This window comes from Pseudoalteromonas sp. 10-33, assembly GCF_001469195.1.
In the GTDB taxonomy this organism is placed as follows: Bacteria; Pseudomonadota; Gammaproteobacteria; order Enterobacterales; family Alteromonadaceae; genus Pseudoalteromonas.
This window is the reverse complement of the sequence record NZ_LOFI01000003.1, coordinates 114,255-133,455: the sequence shown is the minus strand read 5'-3', so window position 1 is coordinate 133,455 and position 19,201 is coordinate 114,255. Positions and strand designations below refer to the sequence as shown.

The 19,201-nt window shown below is 40.7% G+C and carries 15 protein-coding genes; 8 read left to right on the top strand and 7 right to left on the bottom strand.

The genetic code is table 11. The features are described from left to right. Nucleotides 1-1,389 carry an ATP-dependent RNA helicase DbpA gene (gene dbpA, locus ATS76_RS04680; RefSeq protein WP_058551262.1) on the bottom strand — a complete coding sequence of 463 codons (1,389 nt, stop codon included), beginning with the start codon at nt 1,387-1,389 and terminating at the stop codon, nt 1-3. Nucleotides 1,390-1,580: 191 nt separating this feature from the next. Between dbpA and ATS76_RS04675 the strand changes: the two genes are divergently transcribed. From ATS76_RS04675 to ATS76_RS04665, 3 genes are all read left to right on the top strand, one after another. Then, nucleotides 1,581-3,659 carry a TonB-dependent siderophore receptor gene (locus tag ATS76_RS04675; protein ID WP_058551249.1) on the top strand — a complete coding sequence of 693 codons (2,079 nt, stop codon included), beginning with the start codon at nt 1,581-1,583 and terminating at the stop codon, nt 3,657-3,659. Nucleotides 3,660-3,798: 139 nt separating this feature from the next. Next, entirely contained in the window at nt 3,799-5,202 is a 1,404-nt protein-coding gene (locus ATS76_RS04670) for a M20/M25/M40 family metallo-hydrolase (RefSeq protein ID WP_058551248.1), read from the top strand. Between the two features lie 86 nt (nt 5,203-5,288). Further along, nucleotides 5,289-6,239 carry a tetratricopeptide repeat protein gene (locus tag ATS76_RS04665; protein ID WP_058551247.1) on the top strand — a complete coding sequence of 317 codons (951 nt, stop codon included), beginning with the start codon at nt 5,289-5,291 and terminating at the stop codon, nt 6,237-6,239. A gap of 16 nt (nt 6,240-6,255) precedes the next feature. On the opposite strand, the gene ATS76_RS04660 is transcribed toward ATS76_RS04665, so the two are convergent. Further along, complete coding sequence (locus ATS76_RS04660) at nt 6,256-7,167, bottom strand: DUF808 domain-containing protein (protein WP_058551261.1); 912 nt, start codon at nt 7,165-7,167, stop codon at nt 6,256-6,258. A 388-nt stretch (nt 7,168-7,555) separates the two neighbouring features. Between ATS76_RS04660 and ATS76_RS04655 the strand changes: the two genes are divergently transcribed. The 5 genes from ATS76_RS04655 to ATS76_RS04635 all read left to right on the top strand — a co-directional run bounded on the left by ATS76_RS04655 (nt 7,556) and on the right by ATS76_RS04635 (nt 12,906). Then, complete coding sequence (locus ATS76_RS04655) at nt 7,556-7,837, top strand: MliC family protein (RefSeq protein WP_058551246.1); 282 nt, start codon at nt 7,556-7,558, stop codon at nt 7,835-7,837. A 67-nt stretch (nt 7,838-7,904) separates the two neighbouring features. Next, nucleotides 7,905-9,935 (top strand): methyl-accepting chemotaxis protein, encoded by a 2,031-nt coding sequence (locus ATS76_RS04650; protein WP_058551245.1) that lies wholly within the window; start codon nt 7,905-7,907, stop codon nt 9,933-9,935. Between the two features lie 73 nt (nt 9,936-10,008). Continuing rightward, on the top strand, nt 10,009-11,475 hold the full coding sequence (gene ubiD, locus ATS76_RS04645; protein ID WP_058551244.1) for a 4-hydroxy-3-polyprenylbenzoate decarboxylase: 1,467 nt from the start codon (nt 10,009-10,011) through the stop codon (nt 11,473-11,475). A gap of 148 nt (nt 11,476-11,623) precedes the next feature. Beyond that, a complete protein-coding gene (gene fre / locus ATS76_RS04640; RefSeq protein WP_058403731.1) occupies nt 11,624-12,337 on the top strand; it encodes an NAD(P)H-flavin reductase in 714 nt (237 codons plus the stop codon). Between the two features lie 158 nt (nt 12,338-12,495). Next, nucleotides 12,496-12,906: a CBS domain-containing protein gene (locus ATS76_RS04635; RefSeq protein ID WP_006792457.1), complete on the top strand. Its 411-nt coding sequence runs from the start codon at nt 12,496-12,498 to the stop codon at nt 12,904-12,906. A 92-nt stretch (nt 12,907-12,998) separates the two neighbouring features. On the opposite strand, the gene add is transcribed toward ATS76_RS04635, so the two are convergent. From add to ATS76_RS04610, 5 genes are all read right to left on the bottom strand, one after another. Next, nucleotides 12,999-14,000, bottom strand: coding sequence for an adenosine deaminase (gene add / locus ATS76_RS04630; RefSeq protein WP_058551260.1), 1,002 nt, complete (start codon nt 13,998-14,000; stop codon nt 12,999-13,001). Between the two features lie 270 nt (nt 14,001-14,270). Further along, a complete protein-coding gene (locus ATS76_RS04625) occupies nt 14,271-15,383 on the bottom strand; it encodes a heme biosynthesis HemY N-terminal domain-containing protein (RefSeq protein WP_058551243.1) in 1,113 nt (370 codons plus the stop codon). Next, the gene (locus ATS76_RS04620) at nt 15,380-17,212 is read right to left on the bottom strand and encodes a uroporphyrinogen-III synthase (protein WP_058551242.1); all 1,833 of its coding nucleotides are present in this window, start codon (nt 17,210-17,212) and stop codon (nt 15,380-15,382) included. Before ATS76_RS04620 ends, ATS76_RS04625 begins: the two co-directional genes overlap by 4 nt. Further along, nucleotides 17,213-18,151, bottom strand: coding sequence for a hydroxymethylbilane synthase (hemC, locus tag ATS76_RS04615; protein ID WP_058551241.1), 939 nt, complete (start codon nt 18,149-18,151; stop codon nt 17,213-17,215). 36 nt (nt 18,152-18,187) lie between these two features. Continuing rightward, nucleotides 18,188-19,180, bottom strand: a complete 993-nt coding sequence (locus tag ATS76_RS04610; protein WP_058551240.1) for a DUF2914 domain-containing protein — start codon at nt 19,178-19,180, stop codon at nt 18,188-18,190. Nucleotides 19,181-19,201: the final 21 nt, after the last annotated feature.

Sequence of the window (19,201 nt, the reverse complement as noted above, 5' to 3'; positions counted from 1 at the left end):
TTAACGCGTTAGGCGACGAGCACGAATTTTGCGTCCTTTTATATTACCTTCTGTCAATTTACGAAGTGCCGGTTTAGACGCATTACGTTCAACAGCAACAAATGCGACGTTATCAAGAACATTAATTTTACCTACTTGACGCCCAGCAATACCGTCTTTACCTGTTAATGCACCTAAAATATCACCAGCACGCACTTTCTGCTTTTTACCTGAGTCTATCATCAGAGTGACCATTTCTGGTTTGTACGGTGGTTTGTCCAACAAATTAAATGAAGGCATTGGCTCTGGCTCAAAGTCGCGCTCATAATGATCACCAATTTGCGCCACTTTAAATTGCTCCGCATCACCATAAATTGAGCAAGCAATCCCTTTTTTGCCTGCGCGACCCGTTCGCCCGACACGGTGAACGTGTGTTTGCGGGTCATGCGCTAAATGGTAGTTGATTACCATGTCCATATCGTCAATATCTAAACCACGCGCGGCAACGTCTGTCGCAACCAAAATAGACGCACTTTTATTCGCAAAATGAATCAGAGTGCGCTCACGGTCACGTTGTTCTAAATCACCATGCAATGCCACGGCGCTGAAGCCTTCATCGGCTAAATCGTCGCAAACTTGCTGCGTTTCTACCTTGGTGTTACAAAACACAACACAACTTTGTGGTGTAAATTTAAGTAATAGTAACTTAAGTGTTGGATAGCGCTGTTTGTTGTTATCCATTTTGTAGAAGTATTGTTTTATTGTGGTTTTTTCTTGCTCTTCCTCTACTTTAATCATTTCTGGGTTACTAAGTACACGCTTTGCTATCGCTTCAATTGCGCGTGGAAAAGTAGCACTAAACAAAAGAGTTTGGCGGTTTTGTGGAATACACTCAATAATCGCATCAAGGGTATCTTGAAAACCCATATCAAGCATTTGATCGGCTTCATCGAGCACTAATGTTTCTACATCATCTAACCGTAAAGTCCCTTTGCGGATATGATCATCTACGCGCCCTGGTGTACCAACAATAATATGTGCACCGTGTTCAAGCGACCCAATTTGCGGACCAATTGATACACCACCACATAGCGTTAATATTTTAATATTATGAATACCACGAGCAAGCTTACGCATTTCAACAGCCACTTGTTCAGCAAGCTCGCGTGTTGGACATAAAACTAGCGATTGAATTCTAAAACGTTTTACGTTTAATTTAGCAAGCACACCTAAACTAAACGCAGCCGTTTTACCTGAGCCGGTTTTTGCCTGAGCAATGATGTCTTTACCTTCAAGTACAGGTGGCAAACTTTGTGCCTGTACAGGTGTCATGTGGGCGTAGCCAAGCGTTGATAAATTATCAACAAGTCCAGCTGGTAAAGCCAAAGATGAAAAAGCAGTTGAAGTCACAGTAAATTCCATAGCAGTAAAGATAACGCAGGATAAAGTCCTACTAAATATGCTGCTAATAATAGCAGAATTCGTTATTGGCAACCATTAGCAAACACATTATAAAATATTGTTAAAAACACATTGCAAATGATATTTATTTTCATTAAGATTGCGCTTCACTTTTTACTATACTGAGCTGGAAGCATCAAATGAAACTGAGTTCCCTTTACATCGCACTATTGGCAACAATAACAACAAATACATATGCAAATTCTACCGACCTTGAACATATAGAAGTCAAAGGAAGTTACTTTAATGACTACAAAGTAGATAACGCAAATGGTGCAATGAGAACATCAACTTCACTACTTGATACAGCTCAATCAGTGACGGTAATTAGCGATATTATTATTAACGAACAACTTGCAACAACACTAGGTGAAGTACTTTCAAACGATGCAAGTTTAACGGCTGGTTCTAAACAGCGTAACCGTGAAGTATTTAACTTACGCGGTTTTGAGCTTAGCTCATCAACCGGTTATTTACGCGACGGGCATCAGCATTGGTCGCACTATCAACAACCCATTGAAATTTTACAGCAAGTAGAAGTTATTAAAGGCCCATCAAGCATTTTATATGGTCAATCAGGTCCTGGTGGCCTAATTAATATGGTTACTAAAAAGCCGACAGCACACACATTATTTAATGCCAGTGCCGATGTAGATCAGCATGGTTCAACACGCTTTATGATAGATGCTGCAGGCGCTTTGACGGATGCTGAAGATTTACGTGCACGCGGTATTTTAGTTAAGCAAGATGTTGATTACTGGCGCGAATACCAAAACGGTGAAAACCGCGAGCGTGACCGCTTTTTAGGTGCGTTGATTGTTGATTACGATATTAGCGATAATGCCTTAGTTCGAGTTCATTACGACCGCACAGACGACGAAGCTGGCTTAGACACAGGTGCATGGATCGACGACAACGCCAACGTTATTGGCGACGATAAAACTATTCGCGATATGTCTTGGGCGTTTACAGATATAACAGTAGAAAATGCAGGCATTGATTTTCAAGTATTTTTAAACGATAACTGGCAAGTAAAACTTGGCTATAACGAACAAACATTTGAGCGCCAACGTTTTGAGTCAGCTCCACGTAAGCCAAGCAATTTTGTTGAAGGCGACAGTTATGAGTCTCGTCCTTACGACCGATTTGACGACTGGCAATTTAAAACCGCATTTATCGACTTTATCGGTGAATTTGAAACAGCAGGCGTTCATCATCAATTACTCATTGGTGCTAACTCGCTTGATTATTATTATGGACAGCGTCGCACCTCAGCTGATTCATTTAATTTTATATCTGGTCAAACAGAGCCAAGTCGCCCAGCAGTAAGTTACAAAACAGACGACACTATTAGCGAAACAGAATACGACTATTACGGTATTTATGTGCAAGACTTAATTACGTTTTCGCCACAGTGGCAACTATCATTTGGTGGTCGCTACGATAAGCAAACACGTGAAGATGCAAATAATGAATCGTTTGTGCCAAAAGTAGGTGTTCTTTATCACCCTAATGCATCAGCTACGGTATACGCGAGTTACTCTGAAGGCTTTGAACCACAAGGCAGCGATACTCTTGTAAACGAAGACGATATAAATAATGGTATGAAGCTTGATGCCGTTACCTCTGAGCAAAAAGAAATTGGTGTTAAATGGCAGTTATTTGATGATCGTTTAATGCTAAGCGGTGCGCTTTTCGATATAAGTAAAAATGGCACGTTAGTTACAGAAACACTTGATGTACCAGTAGGTGATTTAATCTCTGAAACAAACCAAATTGGTGAACAGCGTCACAAAGGCGTTGAACTAACAGCGCAAGGTGCGGCAACTGACCGTTTATTCGTAATGGCATCGACTATGTATTTAGATGCAAATTACGAACGTGACGAAGAGTTAGAAGGTAAGCGCCCTACCGATGCTCCTAAATGGTCTGCATCGCTTTGGACTCGTTACGAATTAAACGACGCGATTGCATTTAATGCCGGTGCATTTTACGAAGGTGAGCGCTTTGCAGATAGTGACAACACGATTATTAAAGATGCCTACACGCGTGTCGATGTAGGCGCAACGTATAAAATTAATGTCAGTAACACCGATGTTAACTTACGTCTAAACATAGAAAACCTATTTGACGAAGACTACCTAGCCGGTGGTGGCACAAACAACGTAACAATAGGTGAAGGCACTAACGTAAGACTAGCTGCACAATTTAGCTTTTAATTAAGCGCTTTAATTGCGAGCCCGCGTTTTAAATGCGCGGGCTTTTTTGATCACTTTAAGTCGCTCATTCATCTCATCTATTTTTTTACGTCTTTATTACATGTTTTAATAGCCGCAATCATAAATAAGGCTAATTACCATGAAAAATCTCATCACCGCACTACTCCTTACCAGTAGTATGGCAGCTACTGCCAGCAGCAACGAATTTACAAGCAAACAATTACAACAAGTAGATGAAGTGCGAACCACAGCCCTTAATAGCCACCTAAGCTATGAGCTATTAGAGTCACTAACAACCGAAGTTGGCCCGCGTTTACCTGGCACCGAAAACGATAAAAAAGCCGTTGCTTGGGCGCAAGCTAAATTTAAAGAACTGGGCTTTGATAAAGTATGGCTTGAAGCAGCGACCTTTCCAGAATGGCGCCGCTACAGCGAAAGTGGAAAAATATTAACGCCTAGCGAACAACCCCTTCATTTAACCGCGCTAGGTAATAGCATAAGCACCCCCAAAGAAGGCATTAGCGCACCCATCGAATTATTCGAAACACTTGATGAGCTAAAAGCAGCACCGGCTAATAGCTTAAAAGGTAAAATTGCTTACATTAATTACCGAATGAATCGCGATATAGACGGTAATGGTTATGGACCCGCTGTTAAAGCACGTGCCACCGGAGCAATTGAAGCATCTAAAAAAGGGGCTGTGGCCTACATGATGCGGTCAGTAAGTACAGGTCATCATCGTTTTGCCCACACCGGCGGAAGCTATTACAAAGAAGGCGTTAAAAAAATACCTAACGTAACCATTGCTAACCCCGATGCCGATCAAATTGCTCGCTTAGTCGCTTTAGGCAAAGATGTATCGGTCAATATAAATGTACAAACCGAAAACCTTGGCGAAGGCACTAGTTACAATGTTATAGGCCAATTTAACGGTACCGAAAACCCAGAGCAATACGTATTAATTGGCGGGCATTTAGACTCGTGGGATTTAGGCACAGGCGCACTTGATGACGGCGCCGGCGTTGCATTGACTATGGCGGCTGCTAAACATATTAGCGATGTAAAACGCCCTAAACGCAGTATTCGCGTAGTGCTTTTCGCCGCTGAAGAGCTTGGTTTATGGGGTGCAAAAGCGTACTTTGCAAAACATAAAAACGATTTACACAATATTGTCGCTGCTGCAGAGTCTGATTTTGGCGCTGATGTAGTTTACGGTTTTGAATCAAATGTAGATGCAGCGTCACTGCCTGTAGTGCGTGCTATCGCAAAAGAGCTTGCCCCTTTAAATGTTGAGTACATTGGTAAAAACCAAGCCAACGGCGGACCCGATCTCATTCCATTTAAAAATGCGGTGTCGGCACCTATTTTTGAGCTAGCCCAAGATGGTACAGACTACTTTGATTACCACCATACAGCTGACGACACGCTTGATAAAGTAACGCCAGCAAAGCTTCGTCAAAATACAGCAACCTATGCGGTATTTGCGCTTATGGCAGCAGACTCAAAAACAACAATTAAACCAAAAGTAACAACAAAAGAGTAACAGACATAATTACTTACAGTTTGTTGCTTTAAAAAATATGCCCCTTGTTTTACTTTAATAGAAATTAAAACTCGGGGCATTATTGCATGCTGCTTTTTAACACCAGTCAGTCTTTTCCTCATTTTTCACAAACGCAGTCCTGCCCAAGCTGCCAAAGCGATAGCTATCACTTAGTAAACCATAGCCGCTACTTACGTTTTACGATTATTCCTATCGTACCATTAAAGCTAAATTACAAGCGCGAATGCTACCAATGTGGCCATAACGAACCAATTAGTATAAAAAAAATTCCCTTAATTGAAAAACTAAGCCTGCCAAAGTACGGGATTGGCTTAATTTTATTATTGTGGGTAATGGCATATTTTTTTCAACAATACACTGACAACCAAGCACTCAAATACAGCTACTTAAATAATCCACAGGCATTTGATACATATTTAGTTCACGCTGATAAATTTACTCACGAACCATGGACACTTACAAATTTAAAAGTGGCCCAAGTACTCAGCTTTGACGAACAATTTATTACTTTTCAAGTAAGCAATTACAGCTATAAACGCAACCGAGGCATAACCACGGCGATGCGCACCAGCTTATTAGTACAACGCGATTACTTTTCAACAAACACAATTACCTTACCCCGTGATGAGGTAAAGCGCTTATATAACAATGACGTGATTTACGATGTGCTGCGCCCACATGCTAATAGTTTGTATGGCGGGTTTGTGATGTTTCCACCTAAACCTAAGCCTTTATACAAAGGTTTAAAACTAGATAAAAATAACCAGCAAGGCATTATGTACTTTAAAGATGGGCAATTTAAAGAAGCCTTAGAAAGCTTTAAACTTGCTGCAGAATCGGGTTCTCAATGGGGGCAGCTTAACCTTGCACAAATGTACCGAGACGGGCAAGGTGCAGACCAAAACACACAACAAGCTGTTTACTGGTATAAAAAAGCAATTGCTCAAGGTAATAGTAAAGCAACCTACGAACTTGAGCAGTTGTGTAAATTTATAACATGTGAATCAATTATGTAGGGCAAAAAGCACTGCTCTACTTATTTGTTTTAAATAACCTTGTATAAGCTACATGGCAAAGCACAATAACTAGCCCTGCAGCAACCCCTAGCACTGCATCAAATACTAGCGGGGCTAATACTTCACCTATATTGCCTAGTATTGACTGCGCATAACTAATCACATTAAGTTGTGCATGATGTAATAACTCAATACCATGAGATAAAATACCGCCTCCCACCAAAAACATGGCCACAGTACCTGCAAAAGCTAAAAACTGCATAAGTCGTGGTGCTGCCGCAAGCAAGCTTTTACCCAGAAACTCTTTAACCGCGCTGCCAGACACTTTAGATTGATTTACCAAATACAAGCCTGCATCGTCAAGTTTTACAATTGCAGCTACAAGTCCATAAACACCAATAGTCATAACAATGGCTATTACACACAGAACTAAGGATTGATTGAGTAATGTTTGGCCCGCGACAGTACCAAGCGTAATAACAATAATTTCGGCCGATAGAATAAAGTCTGTCCGTATCGCACCTTTTATTTTTTGTTTTTCATATTCAACTAAATCAAGTGTTTTTTCGCCATCTGCAATCTCATCATGATGAGGTAAAAATCGCGCAAATATTTTTTCAGCTCCTTCAAAACATAAAAACAACCCACCTAAAATTAAAAGTGGTGTAATGAGCCATGGAAGCCAAACGCTGATCATTAACGCCGCAGGAACAAGGATTGCTTTATTTAAAAATGATCCTTTTGCTACCGCCCATACAACGGGCAGCTCTCTGTCGGCTGACACACCCGTTACTTGCTGTGCATTCAGCGCTAAATCGTCTCCTAAAACACCTGCTGTTTTTTTTGTCGCTATTTTACTCATGGTTGCAATGTCATCGAGTAAAGCCGTTATGTCATCTAATAATGTTAATAGGTTAGTGCCTGCCATTTTGCTTCCTTGGGTCTGTTGTTCTTTCAATGTTAAATTTGCAGCAGCCTGTTTGGTATTTAGGCAAGGCAGAGCCGATGCAGTGTGGTTATTCCCCATAAATTGGCGCTAACGTAGCATTAATACCAAACAGGCGCTGCCCGATGGGTTCTTCCTAGGGTCTACTTACTTTTTGTTGCTCGGCTTTTACTTAGTCCACTAGGTTACAAACCTCGCGCCACGATTAAATAGCCCCTAGTTTGAACAAATTTCAATCCGAAAAGATCAACAGAACCTAGCTTATAAATAATTTAATCAACATAACGTAAAGCGCGCCTTTCACCAACGGTTAATTTTGCCCTGTTATTCTTAAGTAAAATAGCGGGTAAAATATATTAAGGAAGGGAAAATGAAAGCAACACTTGTTTTAATGGCTTGCCTACTCAGTTTAATTGGGTGTAGTAAAAAAACGACAAGCACACACTACATATGTAATAACAAGAAAGCAGTACTGAGTACGTTAAAAAACCAAGAAGCAGAGCTCACCTTCAATAATAAAACATACAACCTTTCTCATGAAGAAAGCGCGTCTGGAAATAAGTATATAAATAAAGAAGTACTTTTTTGGGGAAAAGGCGCTGAAGCGATGCTTATAATTTTAGGCAAAAAATATCACTGCACCTTAAAATAACAACCTACTAACAACAAATTAAAAAACTTGCTACACTAACAAAAGTCTTAATTTTGTTGATGAAGTTATGCGTTCTATTGCCATTAAACATAAAATAATTTTAGCCTTTTCTGCCATTGGTTTACTAATGCTTATCAGTAGCTTATTTTTTTACTGGTCCTTAAATAAAATAAGCACGACTACCTCACGAATAGAGAACCTTGCTGTTCCAGCTCAACAAGTCAGTAAAGACTTAAGATTATCGCTTCTCTCTATAACCAAATTCAATGCACTAGCTTATAGTCAAACAAAACCTGATTTATTACTGACCAATAAAAAAGAAGCGCTAAGCGAGCAACAAGAATTCAGTAATATGCTCAATGCACTTAAGCCGCAATTGACAGGTCAGCAAAACATGCAAACTTTGCTAGTTGACGCTTCAAAAAACTTTGAGCAACTAAGCAAAACAAGCGCAAACATGTTTAATGCCAAAGAACAGCGTTTTACGGCGCAGTCGGCTGCTACCTCATTAATTAAAGAGTTTGGTGATGAGCTAAGTAACCTCAGTAATGCCTTACTCGATATAGAACTCATAGAGATAAATGCAAAGCAGCAGTCGTTACTAAACTCTGTATTTGGCACAGCAACACGCATTGACGACTTACTCTTTAATTTAAGCAACAATATTAAAAGTATTACGCAAACGACCAGTGTCAGCGACCTAAACGTCCACCAACAGGATACTCAGTTTTTACTTGATAACATCCAACCAAACTTTGTGTATTTAGAACAGCAAGCCACTCCCTTAGGTGAGCGTTTAAACGCGGCTCAATTTACCGAGCAATTTAATAACTTAAGGACACGATTGAATGGACCCGACGGTATTTACGCCCAGCAAAATAAAGCGCTTGAAAACACCCAAATGGCACAGCAAAGTTTTGAGCGTTTTCAACAAGAGTTTATAGACACAGAAAGCCAATTATTACAGCTTAATAAACTGGCTGACGAGCGTTTTAAAACTCTGCAAAGCAGTGCTAAGTCGGCAATTAATATGGGCTCTAGCTCTGTTATTATAATTGCGATTGTACTTATTGGTTTACTTATTGTTATTTCAATCTTTACAACTAATGCCATGCTAAAACCACTTAAAAAAGTAAATAGCGATTTAGCACGTATTGCCTCGGGTGATTTTTCTAAACGCAGCCAACCGCGTAGCAAAGATGAGTTTGGCACTTTACTTAACAACATCAATAAGCTCAGTGACGATTTATCACACCTTATAAAAGCAATTAGTAATGATGCCCACGAGCTTGATAAATCAGCCATTCAAACAAGTGAGAAGGGCCAACAGATGACCATTGTTGCTCAGCAGCAATTAGAACGAAGCGCACAAGCCACAGACCTTGCGCATAGCATGCTAAACAATTCGCAAGCGGTCTATGAGCAGGCCGATAATGCATCTAACGAAATTACCAACGCCTCTCAGTTTGCTAACGACGTAAACCAAATAGCCAACGACAACAGTTTAAGTATTGAAGCACTCTTGAATCGATTAGATAAAGCGGTAAGTAGCACAGAAGAGCTGGCCGAATTTACAGATTTAATCGGCGCAATTGTAAATACTATTAGCAGCATTGCAGAGCAAACTAATCTACTTGCATTAAATGCAGCAATAGAAGCGGCAAGAGCCGGTGAAAATGGCCGAGGCTTCGCTGTGGTTGCTGACGAGGTCCGCTCATTAGCGGCACGTACACAGAGCTCCACAAGCGAAATTCACACCATGATCCAAACGCTGCAGCAACACACAAAAACAACGCAGAAAGAAATTAACGATGGCCAACAACAAGCTAAACAGTGTGTTGAAAACAGTGCTGAACTAAATAAAGCGGTTGAGCGTATAAAAGGGACGTTACTGTCAATTAACCAAATGAGTGAGCAAATTGCTACAGCTTCTCATGAACAGTTAACAAACAGTGATGATATTCAAAAAATAATGGCTAAGGTGACCGAGCAAGCCACTTTAAATGCCAATAACGCAACCACCCTAGCAAGCGAAAGTGAAGACGTAAATCAACTTGCACACTCTTTAACAAGTGCCGTAGAGCGCTTTAAGTTTTAAGTGCAGGTGTAATGACTTGCTTTGCATGAAATGGGTATAATAGTTCAACTCTTTTGCTTAATAGCGGCCCATAATGAAATATAAAGATCTGCGCGATTTTATCAATTTACTTGAAAAAAAAGGTGAGCTTAAACGCATCACCCAAGAAATTGACCCGTATCTTGAAATGACCGAAATTTCCGACCGCACACTGCGTGCAAAAGGTCCTGCCTTATTATTCGAAAACCCAAAAGGGCACAGCATGCCGGTGCTTACCAATTTATTTGGAACACCGAAGCGAGTTGCTATGGGGATGGGCCAAACAGACGTAAATGAACTTCGGGAGGTGGGTAAACTACTCGCGTTTTTAAAAGAGCCCGAGCCCCCAAAAGGCATTAAAGAAGCACTTGGATCTATTCCTGTATTTAAAAAAGTGCTGAACATGCCAGCTAAAGAAATCAAAAAAGCACCTTGTCAGCAAGTGATTTTACAAGGTGATGACGTCGACTTAACAAAACTACCTATTCAACACTGCTGGCCAGGTGATGCAGCCCCTTTGATTACATGGGGTTTAACCGTCACAAAAGGGCCTTACAAGAAACGTCAAAATCTGGGTATTTATCGCCAACAGCTATTAGGTAAAAATAAAATAATTATGCGCTGGTTGTCGCACCGCGGCGGCGCGCTCGACTTTCAAGAGTGGTGTAAAGAAAACCCTGGTCAGCCTTATCCAGTATCGGTGGCGTTAGGCGCCGATCCGGCGACCATTTTAGGTGCAGTAACTCCTGTACCAGATACGCTCAGCGAATATGCATTTGCAGGGCTATTGCGTGGAAGCCGAACTGAAGTGGTAAAGTCAATTTCAAACGACTTACAAGTGCCTGCCAGTGCCGAAATCGTACTTGAAGGCCATATTATGCCAGGCGAAATGGCGCCAGAAGGCCCCTATGGCGACCACACAGGTTACTACAACGAAGTAGATGACTTCCCTGTTATGACTGTAACTCACATTACACACCGTAAAGATCCTATTTATCACAGCACATTTACTGGCCGTCCGCCTGATGAACCCGCTATTTTAGGTGTTGCGCTTAACGAAGTATTTGTACCAATATTACAAAAACAGTTTCCCGAAATTGTCGACTTTTATTTGCCGCCTGAAGGTTGCTCGTACCGTATGGCGGTAGTCACAATGAAAAAACAATACCCTGGTCACGCTAAGCGCGTAATGATGGGTGTATGGTCGTTTTTACGACAATTTATGTATACCAAGTTCGTAATTGTATGCGATGACGATATAAATGCTCGCGACTGGGAAGATGTTATTTGGGCCATCACAACACGCATGGATCCAGCGCGTGATACAACGTTGATTGAAAACACTCCAATAGATTACCTAGATTTTGCCTCCCCGGTATCGGGCCTCGGCTCTAAAATGGGTATGGACGCGACTAATAAATGGGTAGGCGAAACCGACCGTGAATGGGGTGAACCAATAGTTATGGATAAAGCTACCAAAGAACGTGTTGACGATATTTGGGATAGCCTTAAAATTCTTTAGCAACTTAACAAACCCAGCGATGGTCAATAATTTATTCACCATCGTTCGGGTAAGCTATAAACAGGCTATAAAATAATCCTATAGGTATGCTAGAATCGATTCATTCAATTGCGTATCTGCTGTCAAAAGCGCTGCTAAAAGGTAAAAAATGCAAACATTAAAAGCTGAAGTTGTAGCTATCAGCCCACTTACAGAATTTGTTAACAAAGTAACTTTAAAGCCACAAGAGCCTGTGACCTTTGAAGCGGGCCAATACATGCAACTGGTGTTAAGTGAAAAAGACAAACGTGCTTTTTCAATTGCTAGCCGCCCATCACAATGTGACGAAATAGAGCTGCACATTGGTGCCTCTGGTGCAGACTCGTATGCAATGCAATCGCTTGAACATTTACGCAATGCGCACTCAAACAAAACAATGGTTGATATAGAGGCCGGATTAGGTGTTTCCCAACTTCGATTACAATGTAATCGACCTATTATTTTACTTGCCGGCGGCACTGGTTTTTCGTATGTAAAATCGATGGCAGATCACTTAGCTGAAATAAACTGTGACCGCCCTGTATTATTTTATTGGGGTGTTAAAGAAGAGTCTGCTTTGTACGCACATGAAGAAATGAAATTATGGGCAGAAAGTCACGAGCATTTTGAATTTATTCCTGTTGTCGAAAACCCATCAGCTAATTGGCAAGGTCACACGGGTTTTGTACACAAAGCAGTAATGCAAGATATTGTATCACTTGAACCTTACGATATTTACATGGCGGGTCGTTTTGACATGATAGGGATTGTACGAGATGATTTTATAGCTCATGGCGCTATTCGTGAAAACATGTACGCCGATGCATTTGCATTTATAAAGTAAACTCATCGCATCGTTTAATAATAAGCACCTATGGGTGCTTTTTTTATGACTTTAAAGTTTTAATAGCTTAAACCTATCAAACACATCAATATAAACAATTTCCTAAAATCCAATCTATAAACCATACTTTGTACAGAACATCAGCGGGAGAGACCCAAATGCTAAATACAAAAGTAAAAGATTTTATGCAACGCAAGTTGCCAAACATAACACCAGACACTGAAATGACAACTGCCATAGCCGAGTTACAAAAATTTAAATTACTTGGTGCGCCTGTATTCGATAACGAAAAATGCCTAGTCGGATTTATTTCAGAACAAGAGCTATTAAAGCCTTTAATGCAAAGTAGTTATTTTTGCGAAGGGGTTGTAAAAGTGTCGCAGCTTATGCAGACCAATGTAGTCACAGTGAGTAGCGATTTAAACATTATTGAACTAGCTGAACAAATGCAGCCAGGTAAGCCAAAAAACTACCCTGTAGTAGAAGGCGTAAAAGTGGTGGGGATGATAAATCGTGCCGACGTACTCAAAGCGCTTTACGATAACTACCTTAGCTGCCAAGAGCACTAATTTAAAACCTGAGCGTTAGTAAATCTCTTAGCTATCGCTCAAGTTAAATCTATAAATATGCAGCTTTAAAGCCGCATATTTATTTGCATTACTTAACGTGCACTCACTTGTGCTAATAGTGCTTTTTTATCGCCGTCGCTTAAAAATGCAATTTCCAAGGCATTAGCTTGGGCTTTTTCTATATCAGCCTGAGATAGGCCTGCTTTGGGTGCTGCAATGGTATATTCATGTTCTATTTCAATACCTTCAACAGCCGGGTCATCTGTATTAAGACAAGCAAGAATACCATGTTCTAAAAACTGTTTAAGTGGATGCGTAGCTAGGTCGGTAACTGTACTAGTTTGAATATTACTGGTTAAACACGATTCAATACCAATGCGGTTATCACGCAGGTAATCCATTAATCCTGGATCTTCAATTGCTTTTACACCATGGCCAATTCTACTTGCACCTAATTCATTAATTGCTTGCCAAATACTTGGAGCGCCAAGTGCTTCGCCAGCATGAATTGTTGACGCTAAATACGCATCACGCACTTGCTTAAAGTGCTCAATAAATAATTCACCCGGAAAGCCAATTTCATCGCCCGCTAAATCAACCGCCACTAAGTCATTTTTAAACGCAAGTAATGCATCAAGCTCATGCTGACAAGTTTTAACACCATAAGTACGCGACAAAATACCAATTAAGTTTGCTTTAATATTGGTATTCTTTGTTGCTGATTTAATGCCATCAACCACAGCTTCGACAACACCTTGTGGGTGTAAACCTTGGCTTTGCGACATGTAGTAAGGGCTAAAACGAAGTTCAACGTAGTCAAGGCCTTGCGCTTGCGCATCTTCAATATTTTCAATAGCAATACGGCGGCATGCATCGTAATCGCCAAGTACCGTTACGCCCCAGTCTAGCTTTTGTAAGAAAGCGACAAGGTTTGGCTCTGGATCTATCACTTGAACATGAGGGATTAATTGTTCAACGTTATCTGCGGGTAAATCAATATTAAACTGACGACCAAGTTCTAGTATGGTTTGCGCGCGAACATTACCATCTAAATGACGGTGAATATCTAGCAAAGGTAGTTTTCTATTGATCATAGTAGCACCCAGTTTAATTAAATTTTTGCGCATAATACGCAGATAGAGTTATTTTTCAAGTCTATACGCTTTGTAATATTATTAAGCGGTCATATGTCTGCTTTTTGTGCAAATATTCATGCACTTAACAATAATTTGTATAAAAATAGTATCGCCTTACTTTTTATTGTTTCGCTAACTTTAAAAAATACCTATAAAAAAGCACAGGTAAAGCATTTATAAAACGCCTGTAACCTGTGCCTAAAATATATATCTAATCAGCTAGTAAACTTATTTGTTATATAAAACGAGTGCCTTTTCAGCCTGTGCCGTGTTTTTATAACTCAAGGCTGCTTGGTCTGCAAATTGGTGTTTATTATCACCATTAAGCGCTTTATCAAACACACGTGCGGCTAAGTCATAATCACTTTGTGCATTAGCAAGACATGCAAGCGACAACAGCAGCGCTGTATTGGTGTCGTCTTTTTTAAGGCGATCTTGAATACTGGCTTGTAACTTGTGCGCTTCGCCATGGTTTGCATTATTTAAAATAGCAGCAAGCTCATCATGTTGGCTGGCTTGCTTAACCATTTTAGTTAAATCGCCCTCAATAACGGCAAGCTGACCTGTTGCAGCCATTTGAGTTAAATATGCAGTCTGTGCATGAGTGTGTAGTTTTCGTGGTAATTGTTTGTATTTATTTGTTAATTCATCAACTGATTGAGCCGAAAAATAGGCAGTAAATACACGTGTCCACTGCTCACTAGAAAACACTTTTTTACGCAGTAGCTTGGGTAAAAACTCTTCAAGTGCACTAAAGTGCTTCTGTTGTACCAATACCTCAGTGTACAGTTTAAGCTCAAGTGCGGTGGCTTTTTTAGCTTCTGCATTCACACGCAACTGCGATTCAATCGCACTGCTATCTCCACTTGCCAACCATAGTTTTGCTACTTTCAATTGCTGCTCAGGGCTTATTTCAAATAATCGCTCAAGCGCTTTATCTGCCTCGTTGTTAGCAAGTGCTGCTTTAGCCAAAAGTGCTAAACGAATATCGTCAAATTTTTCTGGCACACTGTTACCAGAAAGTGCGCGCTCTACCTGTTCGTAATCGTCGTTTATAGCACTGAAAAGGGCTTGTTCAATTGCGGCGAATTTACGCTCTTCACTGCGGGCAAAAAAACCATGCTTGGTATTTCTATAAATTGATAATAAATAACGTATTAGTTTGTAACTAAAATATAAAACTGCCGCAGACAATGCAGCCATAATACAAAACGAAACGATAGTGCCTTCAATGGTCGTATTATTGAACGAAATTAGCACATAACCTTTTTCGTCAAGTACAAAAGGGGTAACCGCAATTACAACAACAATAGCTACAATTAAGATTATTAGGCCTATCATTGCACCCACTCCTTAACCGTTTGTGTACTTTGCAGAGTGACCTCTTGGCTAAAATTGAGCTGCTCTTTTTCTAATTTAGATAGCGTATTTAGTACTGATTTTGTAGCGTCATCGTCTTGCTTAAAGTACTCGCTAATTAAGCGCTTTGCTTCGCTTAATGCATTAAAATATATACTGGCTTGTTTACTTAGTAGCGCATCTTGCGCCTGCGCTATATTAAGCTTAATTCGCTGGTTAATTAAATTGCGCTCTTGATCGGTTAGTAGTGGCTCAATAGCTATACCTTCATGGCGCCTAATTGTAATAAAACTATCAACAATCTTATTCCAACTGTTACTGATATTTTGCTGCCAGTCGTTAATATCTTCGCTGAGTGCATGTTCATCAATTACCAATGTTTCCTCTGGTAAATTGACCGCATTAAACACCAATTCGTCAATTCGGTTAATAACACTATTTAGCTGTAAATAAATGGCCTCGGTAGCAACCGGTTTTAAACTATCAAGCGTTTGTATGTCTTGCATAATGGCTTGGCGAACTTCAATTGTGCCAGGGTACTCACTTAACAGTCCGTCTAAACGCTTTAGTACAGCGCTTGCGCCTTGGTAATCTTTTTCGGCCCACAGTTTAAACTCAGCCATTCGTTGTAAGCTGGTGACCTCTTGTGGGTTTAAAGATGAGCCTTGTTGCTGCGCTTTTTGTAGTGCGTTTTTTAATGCTTGCTGATTTTCAAGAGTGCTTTGCGCTAACGCCTCAGATACTTTTTCTTCGCTATTAAATAGCGCTTGTTGCAAGCTCACTTGAGAAGACTTAAGGACCGCTAGCTCTTGCTGAAGTAGCTTATTTTGCTCGCTAAGTTCGTCAACAAATGTATTTTGCGCTTTACCTGCATTTAGCTTTTGATAAAACTCGTAGCCAACTCCAGAGGCCACAACCAACGATATTAACAATGCAAGAGAAGCCACTTTACTAACTTTTTGTTTGTCATTTGCTGGTTTGTTTTTTACGCTTGCTGGCTCATTTTTAACTGATGCTGAACTCGAAGCTGTTGATGTTGTGTTTTCTGTTGTTATTGACTTAGGTTGTTCACTCATGCTGCTACCTTGCTGATTAATACAGGTAAACATAGCGTTATCGCTAGCCCCTGCTGCAATATGTATATTTGCCAAACTTACGTGTTGTTGCTGTAAATATGCGGCTATACGCTCGCTGGCAACATAAAAGTGGCACTGTTGTAACCATTGTAATTGTTGTGCAGCAAGGGGGGTAAATATGGCATCAACTGCTGCATTACTTGTTATGACTATACCGTGTACATTGTTGCTTTGCCAGTGGTCAGTCCAGTTACTGGTTAAATCGGATACTGGCTCACGTTCATAAACAACACAATTATTTAAAAATGCACCGCGCTCTTTAAGAACCTTAGCTATATCGGGTCGACCACCTTGCCCTTTAACCAATACAATATTGCTACCATCAACTTGAGCCAACGACTTAAGAGCCAATACCCCTTCTGAATCGAACTGCTTAGGCGTGGCTGCACGCACACCAAATAATTCATATATTGTATCGGCAGTTTGCTGCCCTACAGCATAAAACTGCGCTTTAATGTTTATATCGGGCTTTAATTGTGCCAGTGCTTTAACAGCATCCTGAGAGATAAAAATAATTTTATCTGCATTAATAAGTGGGCTTAGTTGAGTACTAGAAGGCATTAAATAGTTAATATTTAAAACAGGAAACAACGACGTCTGATAACCCGCTTGCTCAAGTTGTTCTGCAAGGGCTACGCCTTTTCCTTCGGGCCGAGTTATCAGAATATGTGTCATTTATGCGTCTCTGTATACGTCAGCTAAAATTTTATCTGCGCCTTGAGCAAGTAATTTTTCAGCCAGTTCTATTCCGAGTTTTTCGGCATCATTAATATGACCTGCAACTTCGTCACGTAAAATTTCGCTGCCATCAATTGCGCCTACAAGCCCTCGTAAATGAACCTGCTCGCCATCAACTAACGCATAAGCGCCAATTGGTACTTGGCAACCGCCTTCTAAACGGCGGTTCATTGCACGCTCTGCGTTAACACGAATACGCGTGTGTGCGTGTTCAAGCGGTGCTAATAACGCTTTAGTTACGTCATCTTCAATTCGACACTCAATACCTACAGCACCTTGGCCATTTGCAGGCAACGATACTTCTGGTTCAATGTAATCCGCAATACGCTCGCCCATTTTTAAACGAATAAGTCCTGCCGCTGCTAAAATAATAGCATCGTATTGCCCATCATCTAATTTAGCTAGGCGTGTATTCACGTTTCCGCGTAAATCACGGATTTCTAAGTCAGGTCTTAGCGCTCTAATTTGGCACTGACGACGTAAGCTAGATGTACCTACAATGGCCCCCTTCGGTAACTCATTTAAGTTGGCAAAGTTATTTGATACAAACGCATCACGAGGATCTTCACGCTCGCAAATAGTATGAAGCGCTAGCCCTTCTGGAAATTCAACAGGCACGTCTTTCATTGAATGCACGGCAATATCAGCTCGGTCATCTAACATGGCTTGCTCAAGCTCTTTTACAAATAACCCTTTACCGCCAATTTTGGCCAATGGCGTATCTAAAATAATATCCCCTTGTGTCGACATAGGGACTAACTCAACACGTACGTCATCATGAAAATGCTCTAGCTGGGCTTTTACAAACTCAGCTTGCCATAGCGCGAGGGCGCTTTTGCGAGTTGCTATACGTACTAATTTTGTTTTTTCTGTCATAGGGGTATCCAATTAATTACTGCGGTTAGCATTGATTTAGTTAGCTAACACTCTAAATTCTTTTTGGGCAATTAAATTACCTTGCTCATCAACAACAGCTACACGCCAATGGCCTGTTTGCGTATTCATAATATTTTTTGTCGAATAAGTTCTGTAGCGTGGCGAAGTAACATTAAGTGAAATTTCGGCCATTGTTTCACTTTCAAAAGACCAAACATGTTTTACGCGCTGGCCTTGCAGCCCTTTAAGCTCACTAAAAAATGATAACGAACCTTCAAACTGGCTTAAACGCACGTCGGCTGCAAACACATTAGTAGGTTCGCGTTTTACTACACTGCGTGTAAGCACTGCGCGGCTTATTTTACTGGTATCAATCTGAGCACCGAGTGCCACGCTAGCAATATGGGCATCTTCCGCAAATTGCTCTGTAACAGGTTGCGAATCAATATTACTCTCTGGCTCTAATGCGATTGTGCCAAGCTCAGAAGTTTGCTCTGACGCAGGTACAGATACTGCTTCACTTGTTGTATCAGCGCTTATTGCATTAGTGACCAACGCATCGTTTTTACTGTTATCAACTGTATTCGTTTTTTCAGTTATTGAGTCAACTGTTGATTGGGTGTTCGTCGGCTCATCTGAGATTGGCGCAACGGTTACTGACTCAGCGTTTTCAAGTAAGGCATTGGTAATGTCCGCCTCTTGAGCTGTCGGTAGTTGATCAGCAGGCAGTGTTTCAGCATGCTCAGTCTCTATATGCAATTGGTTGCTGGGTGCATTATGTGTTTCGCTTTCAGTTACTTCATCACCTTGTGTGCTATCAGTAATTAAAAGCTCTGTTTGTTCATTGGGATGTGCGCCCTGATCTGCATTTACTGAGCTGGTTAAACCATATATCACAGCCGCAGACGTCATTACTATCAACATAGCCAAACTCACAATTCGACGCCAATGCCATTCATAGCTTACCGTAGGTAGGCTGTTTTGTGGTTCGCGTTTTACATTTGCTTTAATAACTATTTTTTGACTCATATTGACCTCAGCGGCTCCAAA